The 21,158-nt window shown below is 73.4% G+C and carries 18 protein-coding genes; 6 read left to right on the top strand and 12 right to left on the bottom strand.

The window, feature by feature from the left end; genetic code table 11:
* Positions 1-38 precede the first annotated feature (38 nt).
* Both VSR01_RS05520 and VSR01_RS05525 read left to right on the top strand, forming a co-directional pair.
* Complete coding sequence (locus tag VSR01_RS05520; RefSeq protein ID WP_326448154.1) at positions 39-707, top strand: lysophospholipid acyltransferase family protein; 669 nt, start codon at positions 39-41, stop codon at positions 705-707.
* A 320-nt stretch (positions 708-1,027) separates the two neighbouring features.
* Positions 1,028-2,047, top strand: coding sequence for a glutamate ABC transporter substrate-binding protein (locus VSR01_RS05525; protein WP_326448155.1), 1,020 nt, complete (start codon positions 1,028-1,030; stop codon positions 2,045-2,047).
* A 109-nt stretch (positions 2,048-2,156) separates the two neighbouring features.
* Here the strand turns inward: VSR01_RS05525 and argH are convergent, their stop codons facing one another.
* The 6 genes from argH to argC all read right to left on the bottom strand — a co-directional run bounded on the left by argH (position 2,157) and on the right by argC (position 8,705).
* Positions 2,157-3,557, bottom strand: a complete 1,401-nt coding sequence (gene argH / locus VSR01_RS05530) for an argininosuccinate lyase (RefSeq protein WP_326453502.1) — start codon at positions 3,555-3,557, stop codon at positions 2,157-2,159.
* Positions 3,558-3,730: 173 nt separating this feature from the next.
* The gene (locus tag VSR01_RS05535) at positions 3,731-4,261 is read right to left on the bottom strand and encodes an arginine repressor (RefSeq protein WP_326448156.1); all 531 of its coding nucleotides are present in this window, start codon (positions 4,259-4,261) and stop codon (positions 3,731-3,733) included.
* Between the two features lie 22 nt (positions 4,262-4,283).
* Positions 4,284-5,474, bottom strand: coding sequence for an acetylornithine transaminase (locus VSR01_RS05540; protein WP_326448157.1), 1,191 nt, complete (start codon positions 5,472-5,474; stop codon positions 4,284-4,286).
* Complete coding sequence (gene argB, locus VSR01_RS05545; RefSeq protein WP_442785402.1) at positions 5,471-6,526, bottom strand: acetylglutamate kinase; 1,056 nt, start codon at positions 6,524-6,526, stop codon at positions 5,471-5,473. Before argB ends, VSR01_RS05540 begins: the two co-directional genes overlap by 4 nt.
* Positions 6,523-7,680 (bottom strand): bifunctional glutamate N-acetyltransferase/amino-acid acetyltransferase ArgJ, encoded by a 1,158-nt coding sequence (gene argJ, locus VSR01_RS05550; protein WP_326448158.1) that lies wholly within the window; start codon positions 7,678-7,680, stop codon positions 6,523-6,525. Before argJ ends, argB begins: the two co-directional genes overlap by 4 nt.
* On the bottom strand, positions 7,677-8,705 hold the full coding sequence (argC, locus tag VSR01_RS05555) for an N-acetyl-gamma-glutamyl-phosphate reductase (RefSeq protein WP_326453503.1): 1,029 nt from the start codon (positions 8,703-8,705) through the stop codon (positions 7,677-7,679). Before argC ends, argJ begins: the two co-directional genes overlap by 4 nt.
* Positions 8,706-8,983: 278 nt before the next feature.
* On the opposite strand from argC, the gene VSR01_RS05560 reads away from it, so the two are divergent.
* On the top strand, positions 8,984-11,203 hold the full coding sequence (locus VSR01_RS05560; protein WP_326448159.1) for an NADP-dependent isocitrate dehydrogenase: 2,220 nt from the start codon (positions 8,984-8,986) through the stop codon (positions 11,201-11,203).
* A gap of 200 nt (positions 11,204-11,403) precedes the next feature.
* On the opposite strand, the gene VSR01_RS05565 is transcribed toward VSR01_RS05560, so the two are convergent.
* The 3 genes from VSR01_RS05565 to VSR01_RS05575 form a co-directional block, all read right to left on the bottom strand.
* On the bottom strand, positions 11,404-12,561 hold the full coding sequence (locus tag VSR01_RS05565; RefSeq protein ID WP_326448160.1) for a methyltransferase: 1,158 nt from the start codon (positions 12,559-12,561) through the stop codon (positions 11,404-11,406).
* Positions 12,562-12,626: 65 nt separating this feature from the next.
* A complete protein-coding gene (locus VSR01_RS05570) occupies positions 12,627-13,115 on the bottom strand; it encodes a hypothetical protein (protein WP_326448161.1) in 489 nt (162 codons plus the stop codon).
* Positions 13,116-13,256: 141 nt separating this feature from the next.
* The gene (locus VSR01_RS05575; protein WP_326448162.1) at positions 13,257-14,576 is read right to left on the bottom strand and encodes an MFS transporter; all 1,320 of its coding nucleotides are present in this window, start codon (positions 14,574-14,576) and stop codon (positions 13,257-13,259) included.
* Positions 14,577-14,690: 114 nt separating this feature from the next.
* On the opposite strand from VSR01_RS05575, the gene VSR01_RS05580 reads away from it, so the two are divergent.
* On the top strand, positions 14,691-15,593 hold the full coding sequence (locus VSR01_RS05580) for a LysR family transcriptional regulator (protein WP_326448163.1): 903 nt from the start codon (positions 14,691-14,693) through the stop codon (positions 15,591-15,593).
* A gap of 177 nt (positions 15,594-15,770) precedes the next feature.
* On the opposite strand, the gene VSR01_RS05585 is transcribed toward VSR01_RS05580, so the two are convergent.
* The gene (locus tag VSR01_RS05585) at positions 15,771-17,105 is read right to left on the bottom strand and encodes a glycoside hydrolase family 10 protein (RefSeq protein WP_326448164.1); all 1,335 of its coding nucleotides are present in this window, start codon (positions 17,103-17,105) and stop codon (positions 15,771-15,773) included.
* A 382-nt stretch (positions 17,106-17,487) separates the two neighbouring features.
* Here VSR01_RS05585 and VSR01_RS05590 point away from each other — a divergent pair, with 382 nt between their 5' ends.
* The gene (locus tag VSR01_RS05590) at positions 17,488-18,345 is read left to right on the top strand and encodes a 3-hydroxybutyryl-CoA dehydrogenase (RefSeq protein ID WP_326448165.1); all 858 of its coding nucleotides are present in this window, start codon (positions 17,488-17,490) and stop codon (positions 18,343-18,345) included.
* Positions 18,346-18,452: 107 nt separating this feature from the next.
* Here VSR01_RS05590 and VSR01_RS05595 read toward each other — a convergent pair whose 3' ends face one another.
* Complete coding sequence (locus VSR01_RS05595) at positions 18,453-19,196, bottom strand: ABC transporter ATP-binding protein (protein ID WP_326453504.1); 744 nt, start codon at positions 19,194-19,196, stop codon at positions 18,453-18,455.
* Positions 19,197-19,389: 193 nt separating this feature from the next.
* Positions 19,390-20,301, bottom strand: a complete 912-nt coding sequence (locus VSR01_RS05600) for an ABC transporter permease (protein ID WP_326448166.1) — start codon at positions 20,299-20,301, stop codon at positions 19,390-19,392.
* A gap of 128 nt (positions 20,302-20,429) precedes the next feature.
* On the opposite strand from VSR01_RS05600, the gene VSR01_RS05605 reads away from it, so the two are divergent.
* Positions 20,430-21,104 carry a TetR/AcrR family transcriptional regulator gene (locus VSR01_RS05605; RefSeq protein WP_326448167.1) on the top strand — a complete coding sequence of 225 codons (675 nt, stop codon included), beginning with the start codon at positions 20,430-20,432 and terminating at the stop codon, positions 21,102-21,104.
* Positions 21,105-21,158 lie beyond the last annotated feature (54 nt).

The raw sequence follows: 21,158 nt of genomic DNA on the forward strand, positions 1-21,158 counted from the left end.
CTGACCGTCACCGTCCGGAGGGGTCCTTGTTCTCCCGCATGTCCCGCAGCGTGCTCAAGGTGATTCTCGGTGTGCTGATGCGCGTGCTGTACCGCCCGGTGGTCGAGGGCGTGGAGCACATCCCGGGCGAGGGGCCGGTGATCGTGGCGGGCAACCACGTGACGTTCATCGACTCGATGTTCCTGTCGCTGGTGGTCGAGCGCCAGGTCTACTTCATCGGCAAGGACGAGTACGTCACCGGCAAGGGCCTCAAGGGCCGGCTGATGGCGTGGTTCTTCACCACCTGCGGCATGATCCCGGTCGACCGCGACGGCGCCCGCGGCGGCGTCGCGGCGCTGATGACCGGGCGCCGGGTGCTGGACGAGGGCCGGATCTTCGGGATCTACCCGGAGGGCACCCGCTCCCCCGACGGCCGGCTCTACCGCGGCCGCACCGGCATCGCCCGCCTGGCGCTGATGACCGGCGCGCCGGTGGTGCCGTTCGCGATGATCGGCACCGACAAGGTGCAGCCGGGCGGCAAGGGCATGCCGCGGATCGCGCCGGTGACGGTGCGGTTCGGCAAGCCGCTGGACTTCTCCCGTTACGAGGGCATGGACCGCGACCGCTATGTGCTGCGGGCCGTCACCGACGAGGTGATGAGCGAGGTCATGCGGCTCGGCGGCCAGGAGTACGTGGACATCTACGCCACGAAGGCGAAGGCCGCCTGACGCGCTGAGCGCCCGGCCGGCCTCCCGAGCACCCCGTCGGCCTCCCGGAGCAACCCGCCGCCTCCCGAGGCGCCCGCCGGCCTCCCGGTCGCCGGACACGGGCCGCCGCACGCGGGGCTGCTCCCTGGGCCGGCCGCCGGTTCCGCTGTCCGCGGGGCCCGCTCCACGCGGGTTCCGCTTCCTGTCAGATCCACCCGTTCGTGGTAACCCGCCGTCGGCGGGAACCGACGGCCCGTCACCATCCGTCTACGGGGTGGACGGGCCGGCGACGGTCGATACGGACCGGGCGCACCCGGTCGGCGGAAGGGGGGTTCACGGTGGTGTCGGACGCGAGACGGGTGATCACGGCGCGGGTGCTGCGGCGCACGGCGCTGGCGACGGCGCTGGCCGCCGCCGTGGCGGCGACCGTGGTGTACGGAAGCGGCCCGGCGCCGGACCGCGGCGCCGGCCGCGCGGACTCCCACGGCCGGACGACCGCGCTGCGGCAGGCGGAGCTGCCGGCCGCCGCGCCGGCCGAGGACCAGTCGTGCCGTCCGCTGGAGAGCTACCGGCCGGCGGGAGCGCTGCCGACGCCGGGCCACATGCCCGCGGGCTCGACGATGGCGGACATCGTCAAGCGCGGCCGGCTGATCGCCGGGGTGGACCAGAACTCCTACCTCTTCGGCTACCGCGACCCGCTGACCGGCCAGCTCGACGGGTTCGAGATCCAGCTGCTGCGGCGGATCTCCACCGCGCTGTTCGGCAGCCCTGACCGCATCCAGTTCAAGACGGTCACCTCGGCCCGGCGCATCCCGGTGCTCACCGACCACTCGGTGGACATCGTGATCGACTCGATGACCATCAACTGCGAGCGCTGGAAGTCGGTCGCCTTCTCCACCGACTACATGGACGCCGGGCAGCGGGTGCTGGTGCCCAAGTCCTCGACCGCGACGTCCATAGACGACCTGGGCGGCAAGCGGGTCTGCGCGGCCGGCGGCACCACCTCGATCCAGACGCTGAGGAGCCTCAAGAAGCACCCGGTGGTGCCGGTGGCGGTCGCGGACTGGACGGACTGCCTGATGCTGATGCAGCTGGGGAAGGTGGACGCGGCCTCGACCGACGACACCATCCTGATCGGCCTGCAGGCCCAGGACCCGGACACCAAGCTGGTCGGGCCGCGCTTCACCCAGGAACCGCACGGCATAGCGATGCGCAAGGACCAGACGGACTTCGTGCGGTTCGTCAACGGGGTGCTGGAGCAGATGCGCGAGGACGGTTCGCTGGTCTCCCTGGAGCGGCGCTGGCTCGGCTCGTCCGCCGACCAGTTCATACCGCCGCCCCAGCCCTCGTACCGCGACTGACCCGCCCTGACCCGCCCTGATCCGCCCGCGCGCCCGGTGGGGCGGGTGCTGCCGGCGCCCGGCTCCTGCCAGGCGCTCGGGCCTCCTGCCGGAGGCCCGAGCGCGGGGCTCACCTCTTCGCGTCGGCCCAGGCGTGCTGCGCGGCGAGGTCCGCCTTGAAGTCGGCGAGCTGCGTGGCGACCGCGCTGGGCGCGGTGCCGCCGCGGCCGTCGCGGGAGGCGAGCGAGCCGGGGACGTTCAGCACCTCGCGGACCGCGGGCTCCAGGTGCGGGGAGATCTTGGCGAACTGCTCGTCGGTGAGCTGGTGCAGCTCGATGCCCTCGGCCTCGCAGACCTTCACGCACTCCCCCGCGACCTCGTGCGCGACCCGGAAGGGCACGCCCTGCCGCACCAGCCACTCGGCGACGTCGGTGGCCAGCGAGAAGCCGGCCGGGGCCAGCTCCTCCAGGCGCTCGCGGTGCACGGTGAGGGTGGCCACCATGCCGGTGAAGGCGGGCAGCAGCACCTCCAGCTGGTCGCAGGAGTCGAAGACCGGCTCCTTGTCCTCCTGGAGGTCGCGGTTGTAGGCCAGCGGCAGCGCCTTGAGCGTCGCCATCAGGCCGGTGAGGTTGCCGATCAGCCGGCCGGACTTGCCGCGGGCCAGCTCGGCGATGTCGGGGTTCTTCTTCTGCGGCATGATCGACGAGCCGGTGGAGAAGGCGTCGTGGAGGGTGACGAAGGAGAACTCCTTGGTGTTCCAGAGGATGATCTCCTCCGCGATCCGCGACACGTCGACGCCGATCATCGCGGTGATGAAGGCGAACTCGGCGACGAAGTCCCGGGAGGCGGTGCCGTCGATGGAGTTGGCGACGCTGCCGTGCTCGAAGCCGAGGTCCCTGGCGACCGCCTCGGGGTCCAGGCCGAGCGAGGACCCGGCCAGCGCGCCGGCGCCGTAGGGGGAGACGGCGGTCCGCTCGTCCCACTGCCGCAGTCGCTCGGCGTCCCGGGACAGCGCCTGGGCGTGCGCGAGGACGTGGTGGGCGAAGAGCACCGGCTGGGCGTGCTGCAGGTGGGTGCGGCCGGGCATCGCGGTGTCCGGGTGCGCCTCGGCGAGGCCGACCAGCGCGTCCTGGAGGTCGGCGATCAGTCCGGCGATGATGCGGGCGTGGTCGCGCAGGTACATCCGGAAGAGGGTGGCGATCTGGTCGTTGCGGGAGCAGCAGGCCCGCAGCTTGCCGCCGAGGTCGGGGCCGAGCCGCTCCAGCAGGCCGCGCTCGAGGGCGGTGTGCACGTCCTCGTCGGCGACGGTGCCCTGGAAGGCGCCGGAGGCGACGTCGGACTCGAGGGTGTCCAGGCCCGCGATCATCCGGTCCAGCTCGTCGGCGGTGAGCAGGCCGGCGCGGTAGAGCACCCGGGCGTGGGCGCGCGAGCCGGCGATGTCGTACGGCGCCAGGCGGAAGTCGAAGTGCACGGAGGCGGACAGCTTCTCCAGCGCGGCCGACGGGCCGTCGGCGAAGCGCCCGCCCCACAGCTTGCCGCCGCCCCGCGCCGTGCCGGCCGTCTCGTTCGCGCCGGCCCCGGCCGTCCCGGCCCCCGTGTCGTCGTGGCTCACTGCACTGCCTCCAGATGATGTGCGGTATGGCATAAGTATGCACTAGTCGGCATTTCTTCAATTCCGTGGGCCGGGAGGCGTGCCGCGGGGACTCAGGCCTCGCCCTCGGCGAGCCGCAGCAGGTGGTCGGCGAGCTTCTGGCCGCCGGCCGGGTCGCGGCTGATCAGCACCACGGTGTCGTCGCCCGCGATGGTGCCGAGGATGTCGTGGACCTCGGCCTGGTCCATGGCGGAGGCGAGGAACTGCGCGGCGCCCGGCGGGGTGCGGACCACCACCAGGTTGGCCGAGGCCTCGGCGGAGATGAGCAGTTCCGCGGCCAGCCGCCGCATCCGCTCCTCCTTGACCGACTCGCCGAGCGGCGCCTGCGGGGTGCGGAAGCCGCCCTCGGAGGGCACCGCGTAGATCAGCTCGCCGTCGTTGGTGCGGATCTTGACCGCGCCGAGTTCGTCCAGGTCCCGGCTGAGCGTCGCCTGGGTGACGCTCAGCCCGTCGTCGGCGAGCAGCTTGGCGAGCTGGCTCTGCGAACGCACCGGCTGCCGGCCGAGGATGTCCACGATCCTGCGGTGCCGTGCGGTACGTGTCTGCGGTACGGCCTGGCCGCCGTGCTGCTGCGCCTCGCTCATCGTCTTGTCAGTCTCCGTTGTCTCACGTGTCCCGCGCCTGGTCGAGCACGCCGGGCAGCGCCCGCAGCAGCGCGTCGGTCTCCGCGTCGCCGACGATCAGCGGCGGCGCGAGGCGAACGGTGTCGGGCACGGCGGCGTTCACCAGGAAACCGGCGTCCTGAGCCGCCTGCTGCACCCGCGCCGACAGCGGCTCGGTGAGCACGATACCGATCAGCAGCCCCGCGCCGCGTACATGATCGACCAAGGGGTGTTGCAGCGCCTCGATGCCCTGCCGCAGCTTCTCCCCCTGCCGCTTGACGTGGTCCAGCAGATCGTCGGCGGCGATGGTGTCGAGCACCGCGAGGGCGGCCGCGCAGGCCACCGGGTTGCCGCCGAAGGTGCTGCCGTGCGCGCCCGGCGTGAGCAGGTCAGCAGCAGGCCCGAAGGCGACCGCCGCGCCGAGCGGCAGACCGCCGCCCAGGCCCTTGGCGAGGGTGACCACGTCGGGGTCGACGCCCTGCGCCTGGCACTCGAACCAGTGACCGGTGCGGCCGATGCCGGTCTGCACCTCGTCGAGCACCAGCAGCGTGCCGGTGGCCGCGGTGATCTCACGGGCCGCGCGCAGATAGCCGGCCGGCGGCACGACGACGCCGTTCTCGCCCTGGATGGGCTCCAGGATCACCAGCGCGGTGTCGGTGTCCACCGCCGCCCGCAGCGCGCCCTCGTCGCCGTAGGGCACGAACGTCACCTCGCCGGGCAGCGGTTCGAACGCCTGCCGCTTCTTCGGCTGGCCGGTGAGCGCCAGCGAGCCCATGGTGCGGCCGTGGAAGCCGCCCTCGGTGGCGACCATGCGGGTGCGGCCGGTGAGCCGCCCGATCTTGAACGCGGCCTCGTTGGCCTCCGCGCCGGAGTTGGCGAAGAACACCCGGCCGCGCCGTCCGAACAGCTGCAGCAGCCGCTCGGCCAGCGCCACCGGCGGTTCGGCGACGAACAGGTTGGACACGTGCCCGAGGGAGGCGATCTGCCGGCCCACCGCCTCGACCACCGCGGGGTGCGCGGTGCCCAGCGCGTTGACGGCGATGCCGCCGACGAAGTCGGTGTACGCCTTGCCGTCGGCGTCCCAGAAGGTGGCGCCCTCGCCGCGGACCAGCGGCACCCGCGGGGTGCCGTAGTTGTCCATCAGCGACGCCTGCCAGCGCCGGGTCAGCTCCTGGTTGCCGGTGGTGCCGCTCACTGCGCTCCCCTTTCGCTGCCGTGCGTGTCGTTCTCCGGGGCGCCCGGGGCGTCCGGGGCTTCGCGGACTTCCGGGGCGTCCGGAGCTTCACGGACTTCCGGGGTGTGCGGGACCGCCGCGTCGTCCGGGACCTCGTCGGGCACGACCATCGTGCCGATGCCCTCGTCGGTGAAGATCTCCAGCAGGATCGCGTGCTGGACCCGCCCGTCGATGACGCGGGCGGTGTGCACCCCGCCGCGCACCGCGTGCAGGCAGCCCTCCATCTTCGGGACCATGCCGCTGGACAGCTCCGGCAGCAGCTTCTCCAGCTCGGAGGCGGTCAGCTTGCTGATCACCTCGTCGCTGTTCGGCCAGTCCTCGTACAGGCCCTCCACGTCGGTGAGGACCATCAGCGTCTCGGCGCCGAGCGCGGCGGCCAGGGCCGCGGCGGCGGTGTCGGCGTTGACGTTGTAGATGTGGCCGTCGTCCGCGGCGCGGGCGATGGAGGAGACGACGGGGATGCGGCCGTCGTCCAGCAGCGCCTGGATCGCTCCGGTGTCGATCTCGGTGATCTCGCCGACCCGGCCGATGTCCACGGCCTCGCCGTCGACGGTCGGGTAGTGCTTGACCGCGGTGATGGTATGCGCGTCCTCGCCGGTCAGGCCGACCGCGAGCGGGCCGTGCCGGTTGAGCAGGCCGACGAGTTCGCGCTGCACCTGGCCGGCCAGCACCATGCGCACCACGTCCATCGCCTCGGGCGTGGTCACCCGCAGGCCCGCCTTGAACTCGCTGACCAGGCCGTGCCGGTCCAGCTGCGCGCTGATCTGCGGGCCGCCGCCGTGCACCACGACCGGCTTGAGGCCGGCGTGCCGCAGGAAGACCACGTCCTGCGCGAAGGCCGCCTTCAGGTCCTCGTCCACCATGGCGTTGCCGCCGAACTTGATCACCACGGTCCTGCCGTGGTGCCGGGTCAGCCAGGGCAGCGCCTCGACCAGGACCTGCGCCTTGGCCAGCGCGGTGTGCTTGCGCGGCGTCGCCCCGGGCCGGGCGGCCGGCGTCTGCGGCGCGCTCACGAGCTGTACGCGCTGTTCTCGTGGACGTACTCCGCGGTGAGGTCGTTCGTCCAGATCACCGCGGACTGCTCGCCCGCGTGCAGGTCCGCGGTGATCGCGACCTCCCGGAAGCGCATGTCGACCAGGTCGCGGTCCTCGCCGACCGCGCCGTCCCGGCAGACCCAGACGCCGTTGATGGCGACGTCCAGCTCGTCGGGCTCGAAGGCCGCGCTCGTGGTGCCGATCGCGGACAGCACCCGGCCCCAGTTGGGGTCCTCGCCGTGGATCGCGCACTTGAGCAGGTTGTTGCGGGCGATGGAGCGGCCGACCTCGACGGCGTCCTGTTCGGTGGCCGCGCCGACCACCTCGATCCTGATGTCCTTGCTCGCGCCCTCGGCGTCGCCGATCAGCTGCCGGGCCAGGTCGTCGCAGACCGCGCGGACCGCCTCGGCGAAGTCCCCGTAGTCGGGGGCGGCGCCGGAGGCGCCGGAGGCCAGCAGCAGCACGGTGTCGTTGGTGGACATGCAGCCGTCGGAGTCGACCCGGTCGAAGGTCTGCCGGGTGGCGTCGCGCAGCGCCTTGTCCAGCACGCCGGCGTCCACGTCGGCGTCGGTGGTGAGCACCACCAGCATGGTGGCCAGGCCCGGCGCGAGCATGCCCGCGCCCTTGGCCATGCCGCCGACCGTCCACGCCCCGCCCGGGCCGGTGACGACCGCCGTCTTGTGCACGGTGTCGGTGGTCTTGATGGCGATGGCGGCCTTCTCGCCGCCGTGCGGGGACAGTTCGGCCGCGGCCAGGTCGACGCCCGGCAGCAGCTTGTCCATCGGCAGCGGTACGCCGATCAGGCCGGTGGAGGCGACCGCGATCTCGCCGGCGCTGTGGCCGAGCGCCTCGGCGGCGCGCTCGGCGGTGGCGTGGGTGTCCTGGAAGCCCTTCGGCCCCGTGCAGGCGTTGGCGCCGCCGGAGTTGAGGACCACGGCGGTCACCGCGCCGCCCTTGACGACCTGTTCGGACCACAGCACGGGCGCGGCCTTGACGCGGTTGGAGGTGAAGACGCCGGCCGCGGCGCGCGAGGGGCCGGTGTTGACCACCAGTGCCAGGTCCGGCTGCCCGCTGTCCTTGATCCCGGCCGCGACACCCGCCGCCGTGAACCCTTTCGCTGCCGTGACGCTCACGGTGCGACTCCTGTCGTGGAAAGTCCGGTCGCCTCGGGGATGCCCAGGGCGATGTTCATGCTCTGCACCGCGCCGCCCGCGGTGCCCTTGGTGAGGTTGTCGATCGCCGAGGCGGCGATCAGCCGGCCCGCGGCCTCGTCGTGCGCGATCTGGAGCTGGACGGCGTTGGAGCCGTAGACCGAGGCGGTGGCCGGCCAGCGGCCCTCCGGCAGCAGGTGCACGAACGGCTCCTCGGCGTACGCCTTGTCGTACGCGGCGCGCAGGTCCGCCGCGGTCACGCCGGGCAGCGTCCTGGCCGAGCAGGTGGCGAGGATGCCGCGCGGCATGGGGGCCAGGGTGGGGGTGAAGGACACGGTGACCCGGCGGCCGGCCGCGGCGCTGAGGTTCTGCGCCATCTCGGGCGTGTGCCGGTGCCCGCCGCCGACGCCGTACGGGCTCATCGAGCCCATCACCTCGGAGCCCAGCAGGTGCGGCTTGGCGGACTTGCCGGCGCCCGAGGTGCCGGAGGCGGCGACGACCACCGCCTCGGCCTCGACCAGGCCCGCGGTGTACGCGGGGGCCAGGGCCAGGGAGACGGCCGTCGGGTAGCAGCCGGGGACCGCGACGCGCTTGGACCCCTCCAGCGCGGCGCGGCCGCCCGGCAGCTCGGGCAGGCCGTACGGCCAGGTGCCCGCGTGCGGCGATCCGTAGAACTTCTCCCAGTCGGCCGCGTCCTTGAGCCTGAAGTCGGCACCCATGTCGACCACCAGCACGTCGTCGCCGAGCTGCTGCGCGACGGCCGCGGACTGGCCGTGCGGCAGCGCGAGGAAGACCACGTCGTGGCCGGCGAGCGCCTCGGCCGAGGTCGGTTCCAGCACCCGGTCGGCCAGCGGCAGCAGGTGCGGCTGCACCGCGCCGAGCGGCTGTCCCGCGTTGCCGTGCGCGGTCACCGCGCCGATCCGCACGCCGGGGTGCCCCAGCAGCAGTCTGAGCACCTCTCCCCCGGCGTACCCGCTGGCCCCGGCCACCGCCACCCGCACCGTCATCGCCGCCTCCTCCTGGTCAGGCAGCATGACTATACGGGACTCCGCACTTTTATGCAAAGCATGCGCACGAACTCCCGCCCACCGCACCCCTGCGCGCCGCGCGCCCGCACACCTCCCGGCCCGCCCGCCCGCCGAACCCCCGCACGCCCCCCGCACGCCCCCCCGCACGCGCCGGTCGGGTACCCCGCGGCCGGATCGCCACACCCCGCCACCCCTTCCCGGCGCGCGACGGGATATCTTGATGTCAAGCAATGTTGGAGACTGGAGCGGAGTAACCGGTGGCTGACTCGACCATCATCTATACGCACACCGACGAGGCCCCGGCCCTGGCCACGTACTCGTTCTTGCCCGTGATCGAGGCCTACGCCTCGACGGCCGGGGTCGGCGTGGAGAGCCGCGACATCTCGCTGGCCGGGCGGATCATCGCGAGCTTCCCCGAGTACCTCCAGGAGGAGCAGCGGATCGACGACGCGCTGGCGGAGCTGGGCGAGCTGGCCCAGCGGCCCGAGGCGAACATCATCAAGCTGCCGAACATCTCCGCGTCCATCCCGCAGCTCAAGGCGGCCGTCGCGGAGCTCCAGCAGCAGGGCTACGCGCTGCCGGACTACCCGGACGAGCCGAAGACCGACGAGGAGCGCGAGGTCCGCGCCCGCTACGACAAGGTCAAGGGCAGCGCGGTCAACCCGGTGCTGCGCGAGGGCAACTCCGACCGCCGCGCCGCCGCCGCGGTGAAGAACTACGCCAAGGCGCACCCGCACCGCATGGGCGCCTGGACGGCCGACTCCCGCACGAACGTCGCCACCATGGGCGTGGACGACTTCCGCAGCACCGAGAAGTCCGTGGTGATCGGCAAGGAGGGCTCGCTGCGCATCGAGCTGGCCGGCGACGACGGCAGCACCACCGTGCTGCGCGAGTCGGTGCCGGTGCTGGCCGGCGAGGTCGTCGACGCCTCGGTGATGCGGGTGGCCGCGCTGCGCGAGTTCCTGACCGCCCAGGTGGCCCGTGCCAAGGCCGAGGGCGTGCTGTTCTCGGTGCACCTGAAGGCCACCATGATGAAGGTCTCCGACCCGATCATCTTCGGCCACGCCGTGCGCGCGTTCTTCCCCAAGACCTTCGCCGAGTACGGCCAGGTCTTCGCCGACGCCGGACTGACCCCGAACGACGGCCTGGGCGGCATCCTGGCCGGCGTCCAGGCGCTGCCCGAGGGCCCGGCGATCAAGGCGTCCTTCGACGCCGAGCTGGCCGAGGGCCCGGCGATCGCCATGGTCGACTCCGACCGCGGCATCACCAACCTGCACGTGCCCAGCGACGTCATCGTGGACGCGTCCATGCCGGCCATGATCCGCACCTCCGGCCACATGTGGGGACCGGACGGCAAGGAGGCCGACACCCTCGCGGTGCTCCCGGACAGCAGCTACGCCGGCGTGTACCAGGCCGTCATCGACGACTGCCGCGCGCACGGCGCCTTCGACCCGGCCACCATGGGCTCGGTCCCCAACGTCGGCCTCATGGCGCAGAAGGCCGAGGAGTACGGCAGCCACGACAAGACCTTCGAGATCCCGGCCACCGGCACCGTCCGCGTGGTCGACCAGGACGGCGCCACCGTGCTGGAGCAGGCGGTCGGCGCCGGCGACATCTTCCGGATGTGCCAAACCAAGGACGCGCCGATCCAGGACTGGGTCAAGCTCGCCGTCACCCGCGCCCGCGCCACCGGCGACCCGGCGGTCTTCTGGCTGGACGAGACCCGCGCGCACGACGCCCAGCTGATCGCCAAGGTCCGGCAGTACCTCCCCGAGCACGACACCGAGGGCCTGAGGATCGAGATCCTCTCCCCCGTCGAGGCGACCAAGCTCTCCCTGGAGCGCATCCGCCGCGGCGAGAACACCATCTCGGTCACCGGCAACGTGCTGCGCGACTACCTCACCGACCTGTTCCCGATTCTGGAGCTGGGCACCAGCGCCAAGATGCTGTCGGTGGTGCCGCTGATGAACGGCGGCGGCCTGTTCGAGACCGGCGCTGGCGGCTCCGCGCCCAAGCACGTGCAGCAGCTGGTCAAGGAGAACTACCTGCGCTGGGACAGCCTGGGCGAGTTCCTGGCGCTCGCGGTCAGCTTCGAGCACCTCGCGCAGACCACCGGCAACGCCCGCGCGCAGGTGCTGGCCGACACCCTCGACCGGGCCACCGGCACCTTCCTCAACGAGGACAAGTCGCCGAGCCGCCGCCTGGGCGGCATCGACAACCGCGGCAGCCACTTCTACCTGGCGCTGTACTGGGCCCAGGAGCTGGCCCGGCAGAGCGACGACGCGGAGCTGGCCGCGGCGTTCTCGGGCCTGGCCAAGACCCTCGCCGACGCCGAGCAGACCATCGTCGACGAGCTGATCGCGGTCCAGGGCTCGCCCGCCGACCTCGGCGGCTACTACCAGCCCGACCCGGCCAAGGCCGCGGCCGTGATGCGCCCGTCCGCCACCTTCAACCAGGCGCTGGCAAGCCTGCGCTGACCACCGTCCGCGCAATCCGCCGCGCGCGCCGGCCGCACACCCGCGGCCGGTCCGCGCGGCACCCGCGACCGCCCCGGCCGACCTCCCGTCGCCCGGGGCGGTCCGTGCCTACGGTGGCGACCGCCCGCCGCGAAGGCCGACCGCGATCGTCCGCGGGCGGGCGCGATCGTCCGCGGGCGGGCGCCCGAACGGCGCGGCCCTCAGTCCCTGACCGCGCGCAGCAGCACGAACTTCGGGTCGGACGCGACGAGTTCGCAGGCGCCGAACAGCCGGCGCAGCCGCACGTGGTAGCCCAGGTGCCGGTTGCCGACCACCCACAGCTCGCCGCCGGGCCGCAGCGCCGCGCGTGCGGTGCCGAACATCCGCCGCGCGACCGCGTCGCTGGTCGCCCGGTGGCTGTGGAACGGCGGGTTGTTCAGCACCAGGTCCGCGCTGGCCGGCGGCGCGTCGGCCAGCGCGTCGCCGACCAGGAACTCGGCGGCGGCGCCCGGCCCGGCGTTCTCCTCGAAGGTGGCCCGCGCGGAGGCCACCGCCTGGTGCGACTCGTCCACGAACAGCACCGTCGAGCGCGGGTTGGCCAGCGCCGCGGCCGTGCCGACGACGCCGTTGCCGCAGCCCAGGTCGACCACCCGGTCCGGGCCGCTGCGCCGCGGCAGGTGCGCGAGCAGGAAGCGGGTGCCGATGTCGAGGCGGTCGGCGCAGAAGACGCCCGCGTGGTTGGTGACCGTGCGCCCGGACATCACGCCGATGCCGTCGGGCAGCGCGTACCGCAGCGGCCAGGGATTGCGGCCGCGGGTGCGGCCCGGGGCGGGCGTGCAGTGGATCAGCCGCGCCTTGCGGACCGCGAGCGAGGTGCGGGTGGGGCCGAGGACGCGTTCGAACAGCCGCAGCGTCGAGGTGTGGATCTCGCTGACCATGCCGGCGCCCAGCACCAGCGTGTCCCGGCCGAGCGCGGGCGCGATCCGGTGCAGCTGGTCCTCCAGCAGGGCCAGGCTCTTGGGCACCCGGATCAGCAGCACGTCGACGGCGTGCGGCGGCTCGTCGCGGGTGGACAGCAGCCGCACCGCCGCGTCCGGCGCGTTGCGCCGCAGATTGCCGCGGGTGGCCTGCTGGCCGAGGTAGGAGTCCGAGATCTGCGTCAGCTCCTGGCCGGCGGGGGCCGCCGCGGCCAGCGCCGTGGTCAGCGCGCCCCAGCGGTCGCCGACGACCGCCACCCGCCCGCCGAGGTCCGCGCCGGCCTCGGCCAGGTGCGCCAGCGCGTACGCGTCCGCCGCGTCCCACGCCCGCAACTGCTCCCGCTGGTCCGCGGGATACCGGTCGAGCCCGACCTCGCCCCACGGCGTGTCCATGATCTCCATCGCCCCACACCCTACGTCCTGCGGCCCAGGTGGCCGCAGGACGCGGGGCAGTCGCGCCGGCCGCCCTAGACCGAGGCGAACTCGGTGGCGGCCCCGTCCCCGTCGAGACTGAAGCCGAGCTGCTCGGCGACCAGGGTCGTGCCGTCACTGAAGTACAGCGTCACCCGGGCGTCGTCGACGGACCAGTTGTCATTGCCGTTGGTCTTGATCCACATCCAAACCTTGAAGCCCCTGCAGTCGGACTTGAGCGCACCGGGCGCCTCGACGACCAGGGGCACGATGTGGTGGGAGTCGTCGTTGTACGTGGTCATGTCCTTGCCGGAACTGTCCGCATTGCTGACCGAGGCCAGCAGGGACTGCTCGTCACCGGTCTTCACCGTGACGTAGATTCCGGTGTCGTGGTCCTTGTTGTCCTCGTCGCCGGTCAAGGTGAAGAGTTCGACCCGGCTGAGCGTGGCTCCCCCGCAGCCCTCCTCCGAACTCCCGACGCACCGCGCGGAAACCCCTTCCTCGACCTTCACCGATCCCTGCCCCGCGTCGCATTCTCCGGTCATTTCGGCACCTACCCCCGGTAGCGCCCCCGAACGGGCGGTCTGCCTCCGATATCCCCCGCGGTCACCGCCCTCAATTGCGGCCGCGGAAGAGAAATGATTCAGCACCCCGAATTCATATGAGACGACCGCTGATCACGTGTCTCACGTGCGCGACGGGCGCCTCGCGGGGACCGCCCCGGCCGCCGAGCGCCGCCGTGCCGACGCGCTGAGCGCTCCGGCCCCGGCGAGGACGGCGAGGAGGATGCCGCTGAACCAGAGCATGGCCGTGGTCGCGGTGGTGTACTGCGTGGCGATGCCCAGGCCGATGGCCGGGACGACCAGGCCGAGGTAGGAGATCAGGAAGAGGCCGGCGAGGGCCTCGCCCCGGGTGGCCGGCGCGGCCATGGCGGTGACGGCGCCGATCGCGGACTTGAAGAGCACGCCCGCGCCCGCGCCGGCCAGCGCGCCGCCGACGAGGAAGCCGGCCAGGTCCGCCGCCTCCATGCCGACGGCCAGCACGACCAGTCCGGCCGCCTCGCCGACCAGCCCGGCGGCGATCCTGCGCCCCTGGCCGACGCGGTTGGTGGCGGACTGGGCCACGGCCGCGGTGCCGAACACCGCGAACACGATGGCGCCGGCCAGCAGCCGGCTCGGGTGCCCCAGCGTGCCCGCGACGAACCCCGGCGCGAGCGACGTGAACAGCCCGAAGATCGCGAAGGCGGCGAATCCGCTGACCGCCGCCGCCACGTATCCCGCACGGTCGCCGTGGTCGGCGCTGATCCGCTGCGGACGCCAGCCCGGCCCCTCCGGCCGCTCCGCCACGTCCACGGTCTCCGGGGTCACCGCGACGGCGACGACGCCGAGCAGCAGCAGGACGGCGAAGACCACGTAGGGCGTACGGATCGGCGCGCCGAAGAACTGGGCGAGGAAGCCGGAGATGAGCGTGCCCACGCCGAGCCCGCCGATGTTGGCGGCGGTGGAGACGACCTCGAACCTGCCGCGGCCGGCGTGCGGCCGGCTCACCGTGTGGAGTTCGTGCAGGTGCGCGGTCGCGGTCGCGGTGATCATCCCGACGCCGAGGCCGGTGATCAGCCGCGCGACGATCAGCCCGGGCAGCGCCGGCCACACGAGGAACAGCACGGCCGCCACGACCTCCAGGGCCAGCGCCGGGACCATGACGCGCTTGCGGCCGACCCGGTCGGAGATGTGCCCGACCAGCAGCAGGCTGGCGACCACGCCGACCGCGTAGACGGCGAACACGATGGTGACCGTGAACGTCGAGAAGCCGTCGCGGTGCTGGTAGAGCGGGTAGAGCGGGGTCGGCACGGTGGAGAACGCCATCGCGGTCAGGAAGCCGGCCGCGACGAGCCAGAAGCCGATGCCGTGCCGGGGCCGCGCGGACGCCCCGATGTCCCCGGCCGGTCCGGTCCCGCCGCGGGCCGCCGCGCCGATGTCCGTGACGCCGATGCCGTCCATGCTCATCATTCGCTCCTCGATGGTCCGCCTTCACGAACTCCTTCGAGCCTGCTGCGACGCAACCATCATGTCCAACGACCATTCATGCTCGTGACCAGCACCAGATGAGATGATCGAGGGGTGGAGCTGAGACATCTCGAGTACTTCGTCGCCGTCGCCGAGGAGCGGAACTTCACCCGGGCCGCGGAGCGGCTGCACGTCGTGCAGTCGGGGGTCTCGGCGGTCATCAAGGCGCTGGAGCGCGACCTGGGGGCGCAGCTGCTCGAACGCGACTCCAAGCGCGTGGAGCTGACCGACGCCGGCCGCGCCCTGCTGCCCAAGGCGCGGGCCGCGCTCGACGCCGTGCGGGACGCCCGGGACGCGGTCGGGGAGGTCGAGGGCGGCCTGCGGGGAACGCTGCGCATCGGCACGCTGATCTCCGTCGCTCTGGTCGACGTGCCCGCGCTGCTCGGCGCGTACCACCGCCGCCACCCCGGCGTGATGATCATGCTGCGCGCGGCTCCGTCCGGCTCCGAGGGCCTGGTGGCCGCGCTGGCCGACGGCTCGCTCGACCTCGCCTTCGTGTCGTTGCCGTCCCAGGCGCCGGCCGGCATCCGGGTGCGGGAGCTGGCCTCGGCCCCGCTCGACCTGGTGGTGCCGGCCGATCATCGGCTCGCGGACCGCGAGGAGGTCGCGCTGGCGGACATCGCGGGCGAGATGTTCGTCGACTTCCCGGTGGGCTACGGCAACCGCGCCGTCACCGACCGCGCGTTCGCCTCGGCGGGCCTCCACCGCCAGGTCTCCGTCGAGATCACCGACATCGCCGCCGGCGCGGCGTACGTCCGCAACGGCCTCGGCGTGGCGCTGCTCCCCCGCTTCGTCATCCGCCGCCGCAAGGACCTGCGCCGCCTCGCCGTCACCGGCGCGGACCTGAACTGGCCGCTGGGTCTCGCCATGTCGCAGACCCGCCGCCCCAGCGCGGCGGCGCGCGCCATGATCGAGATGATCACCACCCGCGGCGCACCCGCCGGCACCGGCACGTAGCCCGCGCCCGAAAGCCGCTCGTCCGTGGCCTCCGCCGCAGCGTCGAGGACCGCAGCGTCGAGAGCGACGTCGTCAGCCATGACGTTTCCTCTCGCCGGAGAACGAGCGGTCAACCCGTCGCTGCGTCAAGCCAACCCGCTGGTACTGCGGCGCTGCACGGTCCTCGTCATCGCATGCCTAGCGGGCCCACTGCCCGCCCCGCTGCGCGTAGCGGTCCTGGACGAGGGTCATGGCGCCCAGCGGGTCCGCGGCGACCTCCTTCGCGGAGAAGTAGACGTTCCCGCGGACCTCGGGGTGCTCGGCGCACAGGTCGAGGTGGCGCAGAAGTTCGCTCGGGTCCTGCCAGGCCGCGGGCTGCCCCGCGGCGCCGACCTTGTACAGGGCCTCGCCGACGTACAGCCGCGCCCGGGTGCCGCGCACGACGTCGGACCACCACGGCACCAGCACGCCGTAGTCGGCCGCCGCGAAGCCGATGTTCCAGTAGACCTGGGGGCAGATGTAGTCCAGCCAGCCCTTCATCACCCAGCCGCGGGTGTCCGCGTGCAGGTCGTCGTAGGTCTGCACGCCGGCCTGGGTGGCCGAGCCGAGGGGGTCGCTCGCGGCGTTGCGCCAGACGCCGAACGGGCTGATGCCGAACCGCGCCGACGGCCTGATCCGCCGAATCCGCTCCGCGGTCTCGCGCACCAGCAGGTCGCAGTTGTTCCGCCGCCAGGCGTCGCGGTCGGGGAAGCCGGCGCCGTAGCGGGCGTACGCGTCGTCGTCGGCGAAGGTCTGGCCGGCCACCGGGTACGGGTAGAAGTAGTCGTCCCAGTGCACCGCGTCGATCGGGTAGCGGCGCACCGCGTCGAGCATGGCGTCCTCGACGAACCTGCGCACTTCGGGCAGCCCCGGGTTGTAGTACAGCTTGCCGCCGTACGGCAGCACCCACTCCGGGTGCAGCCGCGCCGGATGGGTGGCGACGAGGTCCGCCGGGTCGGCGGTCATCGACACGCGGTAGGGGTTGAACCACGCGTGCAGCTCCAGGCCGCGCCGGTGCGCCTCGTGCACGGCGGCGCCCAGCGGGTCCCAGCCGGCGTCCCGGCCCTGGACGCCGGTGAGGTAGCGCGACCACGGCTCGTACGGCGACGGCCAGAACGCGTCGGCGGTCGGCCGGACCTGGAACATCACGGCGTTGAGCCGGCGCTCGACGGCGAGGTCGAGCAGGTCGCACAGCTCCTGGCGCTGCTCGGCCGGGCTCAGGCCCGGTGCGGACGGCCAGTCGGTGTTGGCCACGGTGGCGATCCACATCCCGCGCAGTTCCCGGTGCGGCCCGCCGCGACCGTGGCCCCGGGGTCCGGCGGCGGTCCCGGCCGGGCTCGCGCCGGGCGCCGGGCCCGCGGCGTCCGCGCCCCCGGGCCGCGCGCCGGCCTCCGCGGCCGACGCCGAGCCGGCCGGCACGGTCGAGCCCAGTACGGTCGAGCCCAGCGCGCCCGCCGCCGCGGCGGTGAAGCTCCTGCGGGTGAGCCGTTCCATCTCTGCCTCCTGATCGTCCGTCACGATCCGCCGATGATGGGCCCATCCGCCCCTGGCGGCAACCGCCGACCGGTCTACGCCACTGGCGGCGCGCTTCCGACGCCGCCACGCCGCGCGCCGCGGCCCAGCCCCGCACGCCCGCGGGTCCGCGCCGCGGAAGCCCGCAGGTCCCGCCCCGGAAGCCCCCGCGGCCCGCCGCGGAAGCACCCCCGGGGGGCCCGGCCCGGTCCCGCGGCGGAGCGCTCGCGGACCCGGGGGTAACGTCTGCGGAGTACCCCTGGCACGCACCGGTACGGGTCCGGTGACCGCTCGGCGACGGGCGGCGGGGGACGCCTCCCAGGCGACGGCTCTGGGGGGAGGGCAGCGAGCGAGGGGCTGACGAGTGAGTGACATCCAGCGCGTCGGAGTGGTCGGCGCGGGGCAGATGGGTTCCGGCATCGCCGAGGTATGCGCGAAGGCCGGGCTCGACGTCAGGGTCGCCGAGACCACCGGCGACGCGCTGGAGCTGGGCCGGGCCCGGCTGGCCAACTCCCTCGGCCGGGCGGCCGAGCGCGGCAAGATCACCGAGGAGGAGCGGGACGCCGCGCTGGGCCGGCTGAGCTTCACCACCGATCTCGGCGAGTTCGCCGACCGGGACCTGGTGATCGAGGCCGTGGTGGAGAACGAGCAGGTCAAGACGGACATCTTCCGGGTGCTCGACCAGGTGGTGACGCGCCGCGACGCGATCCTGGCGTCCAACACCTCCTCGATCCCGCTGGTCAGGCTCGCGGTGGCCACCTCGCGCCCGGACCACGTGCTGGGCATCCACTTCTTCAACCCGGCGCCGGTCCAGGCCCTGGTCGAGCTGATCCCGGCGCTCACCACCTCGGCGGACACCGTCAAGCGCGCGGAGCACCTGGTCGGCGAGGTGCTCGGCAAGCACGCCATCCGCGCCCAGGACCGCTCGGGCTTCGTGGTGAACGCGCTGCTGGTGCCGTACCTGCTGTCCGCGATCCGGATGTACGAGTCGGGGATCGCCACCCGCGAGGACATCGACAACGGCATGGAGATGGGCTGCGCCCACCCGATGGGCCCGCTGAAGCTGTCCGACCTGATCGGTCTGGACACGGTCGCGGCCATCGCGGACTCGATGTACGCCGAGTACAAGGAACCCCTGTACGCCGCGCCGCCGATCCTGCAGCGGATGGTCGACGCGGGCCGCCTCGGCCGCAAGACGGGCGCGGGCTTCTACTCGTACTGATCGGCGGCCCGGTCCGCGGACCCCGGCGGGCGTGCCGCAGGCGCCCCGTGCGGGCGCGGGCCGGGCGCCGCACGGGGCGCTCGCCGGCGCGGTACGCCCGCGCGGCGTCACGCCTTCTCGTAGGCGCTGACGACCTCCTCGGTCGGGCCGTCCATCACCAGCTCGCCCTTCTCCAGCCACAGCACCCGGTCGCATGTGTCCCGGATCGACTTGTTGTTGTGGCTGACCAGGAAGACCGTGCCGGCCTCCTTGCGCAACTCCCTGATCCGCGCCTCCGACCGCTTCTGGAACGCCCGGTCACCCGTCGCCAGCGCCTCGTCGATCATCAGCACATCATGATTCTTCGCCGCCGCGATCGAGAACCTCAACCGCGCCGCCATACCCGAGGAGTACGTCCGCATCGGCAACGAGATGAAATCACCCTTCTCGTTGATCCCCGAGAAATCCACGATCCCCTGATACCGACGCCGCACCTCCTCCTGCGACATCCCCATCGCCAGACCACCCAGGATCACATTCGTCCCACCGGTCAGATCATTCATCAACGCCGCGTTCACACCCAACAACGACGGCTGACCATCGGTGTAGACCTTGCCGCGCTCGGCGGGGAGCAGCCCGGCGACCGCCTTGAGCAGCGTCGTCTTGCCGGAGCCGTTGGAGCCGATGATGCCGATCGCCTCACCGCGGTACGCCGTGAAGGTGACGCCCTTGACGGCGTGCACGGTCTGGACGTTCGGCGAGCCCTGCCGCAGCAGCAGGCGGCGCAGCGCGGCGGTGGCGTTGCCGTGGCCCGCGTCGGCGCCGTAGATGCGGTAGACGACGTGGAGCCCGTCGACGATGACGGTGGGCACGCGGGAGCCGCCGGCGCCGCCCTCGGGCTCGCCGGGGGCGGGCGGGTCGGCCTCGGCCGTCGGCCCGTCCCGCAGCGCGGTCGCGTTGGCGGGGTCCGCGCCGGCCTGCCCGGCGGCCCTCCCGTCGGTCTTCCCGCCGGCGATGTCGCCGGGCTTCGCCTCGGTTGTGCCGAGAGCCTTCTCGGCGGTCTGATCAGCCACGTCCGTACTCCTCCTCGGACGACCAGAAGAACGCGTACCCGGCGCCGGCGGCCGCACTCGCCCAGACCAGTGCGAGCGGCCACACGTGCGGCGGGAGCTGCGCCCGGGTCACCGTGTCGATGAGCGCGTACCTCATCAGGCTCACATAGATCAGCGCCGGGTTCGCCTCCAGCAGCAGCCGCAGCGGGTGCGGGGCGCCCGCGGAGAACCGGCTCAGGTCGTAGAAGACGCCGGAGACGTAGCCCCAGGTGCGCAGCAGGAACGGCAGCACCTGGACGAAGTCGGTGGTGCGGGCGCCGAGGCGGGCCAGCGCCAGGGCGAGCCCGGCGTTGAAGACCGACTGCAGGACCAGGGCCGGCACCGCCAGCAGCCAGCGCGTGGTGACCGGCACGCCGACGCCGGCCACCACGAGGGCCAGCACGCCCAGGGAGAGCAGCAGCTGGCGCAGCTGGGTCAGCGTCGCGGCCAGCGGCAGGGCGGCGCGCGGGAAGTGCAGGGCGCGCACCAGGCCGATGTTGTCGGTGAGCGAGCGGGCCCCGGACAGCGCCGCGGACTGGGTGAAGGTGAAGACGAAGACGCCGGTGCACAGGAACGGGACGTAGTCCGGCACGCCGCGCCCCGTGCCCAGCAGCAGGCCGAAGACCAGGAAGTACACGGCGGCGTTGAGCAGCGGCGTCAGCACCTGCCACAGCTGGCCGAGCCGGGCGCCGGAGTACAGGGCGGCCTGGCGGGCGGAGGCGAGCGCGGTGATGAAGTGGCGGCGGGCCCACAGCTGGCGGGCGTACGCGCCGGGGCCGGGGCGCGCACCGCTGACCGTGAGCCCGTGGGCGGCGGCCAGCGCGGCGGGGCCGGTCGCGGCGCGGTCCGGCACGGGCGCCGCGGGGCGCGCCGGGGTGAGGAGCATACGGACCTCGCTTGCGTCGGAACGGAACCGTATCGTCGTGGTGCGGCGGTCAGCGTAGTCCGGGGCGACGCCGGAACGCAACCGTTCCGTCGTGACGTGGGCGTATCGGCGGGATAGGATCGTCCGCCATGAGCACCGAGCCCACTCCCCCGCCGGGGCCCGCGCCCGCGCCCGGGACTGATTCCGGGTACGCTTCCGCGTCCGATGCCGCTGCCGCCCGGCGGCAGCCCGCGGGGGCGGCGGTGCTGCGCACGGAGGTCACCGAGGCGATCCGGGCGGCCGTCTTCGCGGAGCTGGCCGCGGTCGGCTACGGCCGGATGTCGATGGAGGGGATCGCGCGGCGCGCGGGCGTCGGCAAGGCGGCGGTCTACCGGCGGTGGCGGTCCAAGCTGCCGCTGGTGCTCGACGTGGTGTCCGCGGTGGCCGGGCAGGGGCTGCCGGCGCCGGACACGGGGTCGCTGCGGGGGGACGTGCGGGCGGTTCTGGGGGTGGCGGCGCGGGCGCTGGCACATCCGGCGGTGGCGCAGATCCTGCCGGATCTCCTCGCGGAGGCGGCGCGCGGTCCGGAGCTGGCGCAGGCGCTGCGCGGAGCGTTGCGGGGGGCGCGGGGCGGCGTCGTGGAGGTCGTGCTGGCGCAGGCGGCGGAGCGCGGTGAGCTCCCGCGCGATGTGGACGCGGACCTGGCGTTCGGCCTGCTCGCCGGGCCGCTCTACTGGACCGTGGCGGTCATGGGCGGCGCGCCCACCGACGCGGAACTCGACGCCCTCGCGTCATCCGTGGCCGCCGCCCTCCGCACGGCCTGACGGGACTCGGTGGTCCTCCCCCAAGCGCCGTCGGCGGCTCTCCGTCCCGGGCGG

Origin of the sequence: Actinacidiphila sp. DG2A-62 (assembly GCF_035825295.1) — a bacterium.
Classification (GTDB): domain Bacteria; phylum Actinomycetota; class Actinomycetes; order Streptomycetales; family Streptomycetaceae; genus Actinacidiphila.

Excerpts from the sequence above, each read along its gene's own strand:
- VSR01_RS05535 (WP_326448156.1), bottom strand. The coding sequence starts at position 4,261 with ATGAGCGAGGCGCAGCAGCACGGCGGCCAGGCCGTACCGCAGACACGT.
- VSR01_RS05565 (WP_326448160.1), bottom strand. The coding sequence starts at position 12,561 with ATGGAGATCATGGACACGCCGTGGGGCGAGGTCGGGCTCGACCGGTAT.
- VSR01_RS05600 (WP_326448166.1), bottom strand. The coding sequence starts at position 20,301 with ATGCTCCTCACCCCGGCGCGCCCCGCGGCGCCCGTGCCGGACCGCGCC.
- VSR01_RS05605 (WP_326448167.1), top strand. The coding sequence starts at position 20,430 with ATGAGCACCGAGCCCACTCCCCCGCCGGGGCCCGCGCCCGCGCCCGGG.
- VSR01_RS05575 (WP_326448162.1), bottom strand. The coding sequence starts at position 14,576 with ATGAGCATGGACGGCATCGGCGTCACGGACATCGGCGCGGCGGCCCGC.
- VSR01_RS05520 (WP_326448154.1), top strand. The coding sequence starts at position 39 with ATGTCCCGCAGCGTGCTCAAGGTGATTCTCGGTGTGCTGATGCGCGTG.
- VSR01_RS05570 (WP_326448161.1), bottom strand. The coding sequence starts at position 13,115 with ATGACCGGAGAATGCGACGCGGGGCAGGGATCGGTGAAGGTCGAGGAA.
- argC (WP_326453503.1), bottom strand. The coding sequence starts at position 8,705 with ATGACGGTGCGGGTGGCGGTGGCCGGGGCCAGCGGGTACGCCGGGGGA.
- VSR01_RS05585 (WP_326448164.1), bottom strand. The coding sequence starts at position 17,105 with ATGGAACGGCTCACCCGCAGGAGCTTCACCGCCGCGGCGGCGGGCGCG.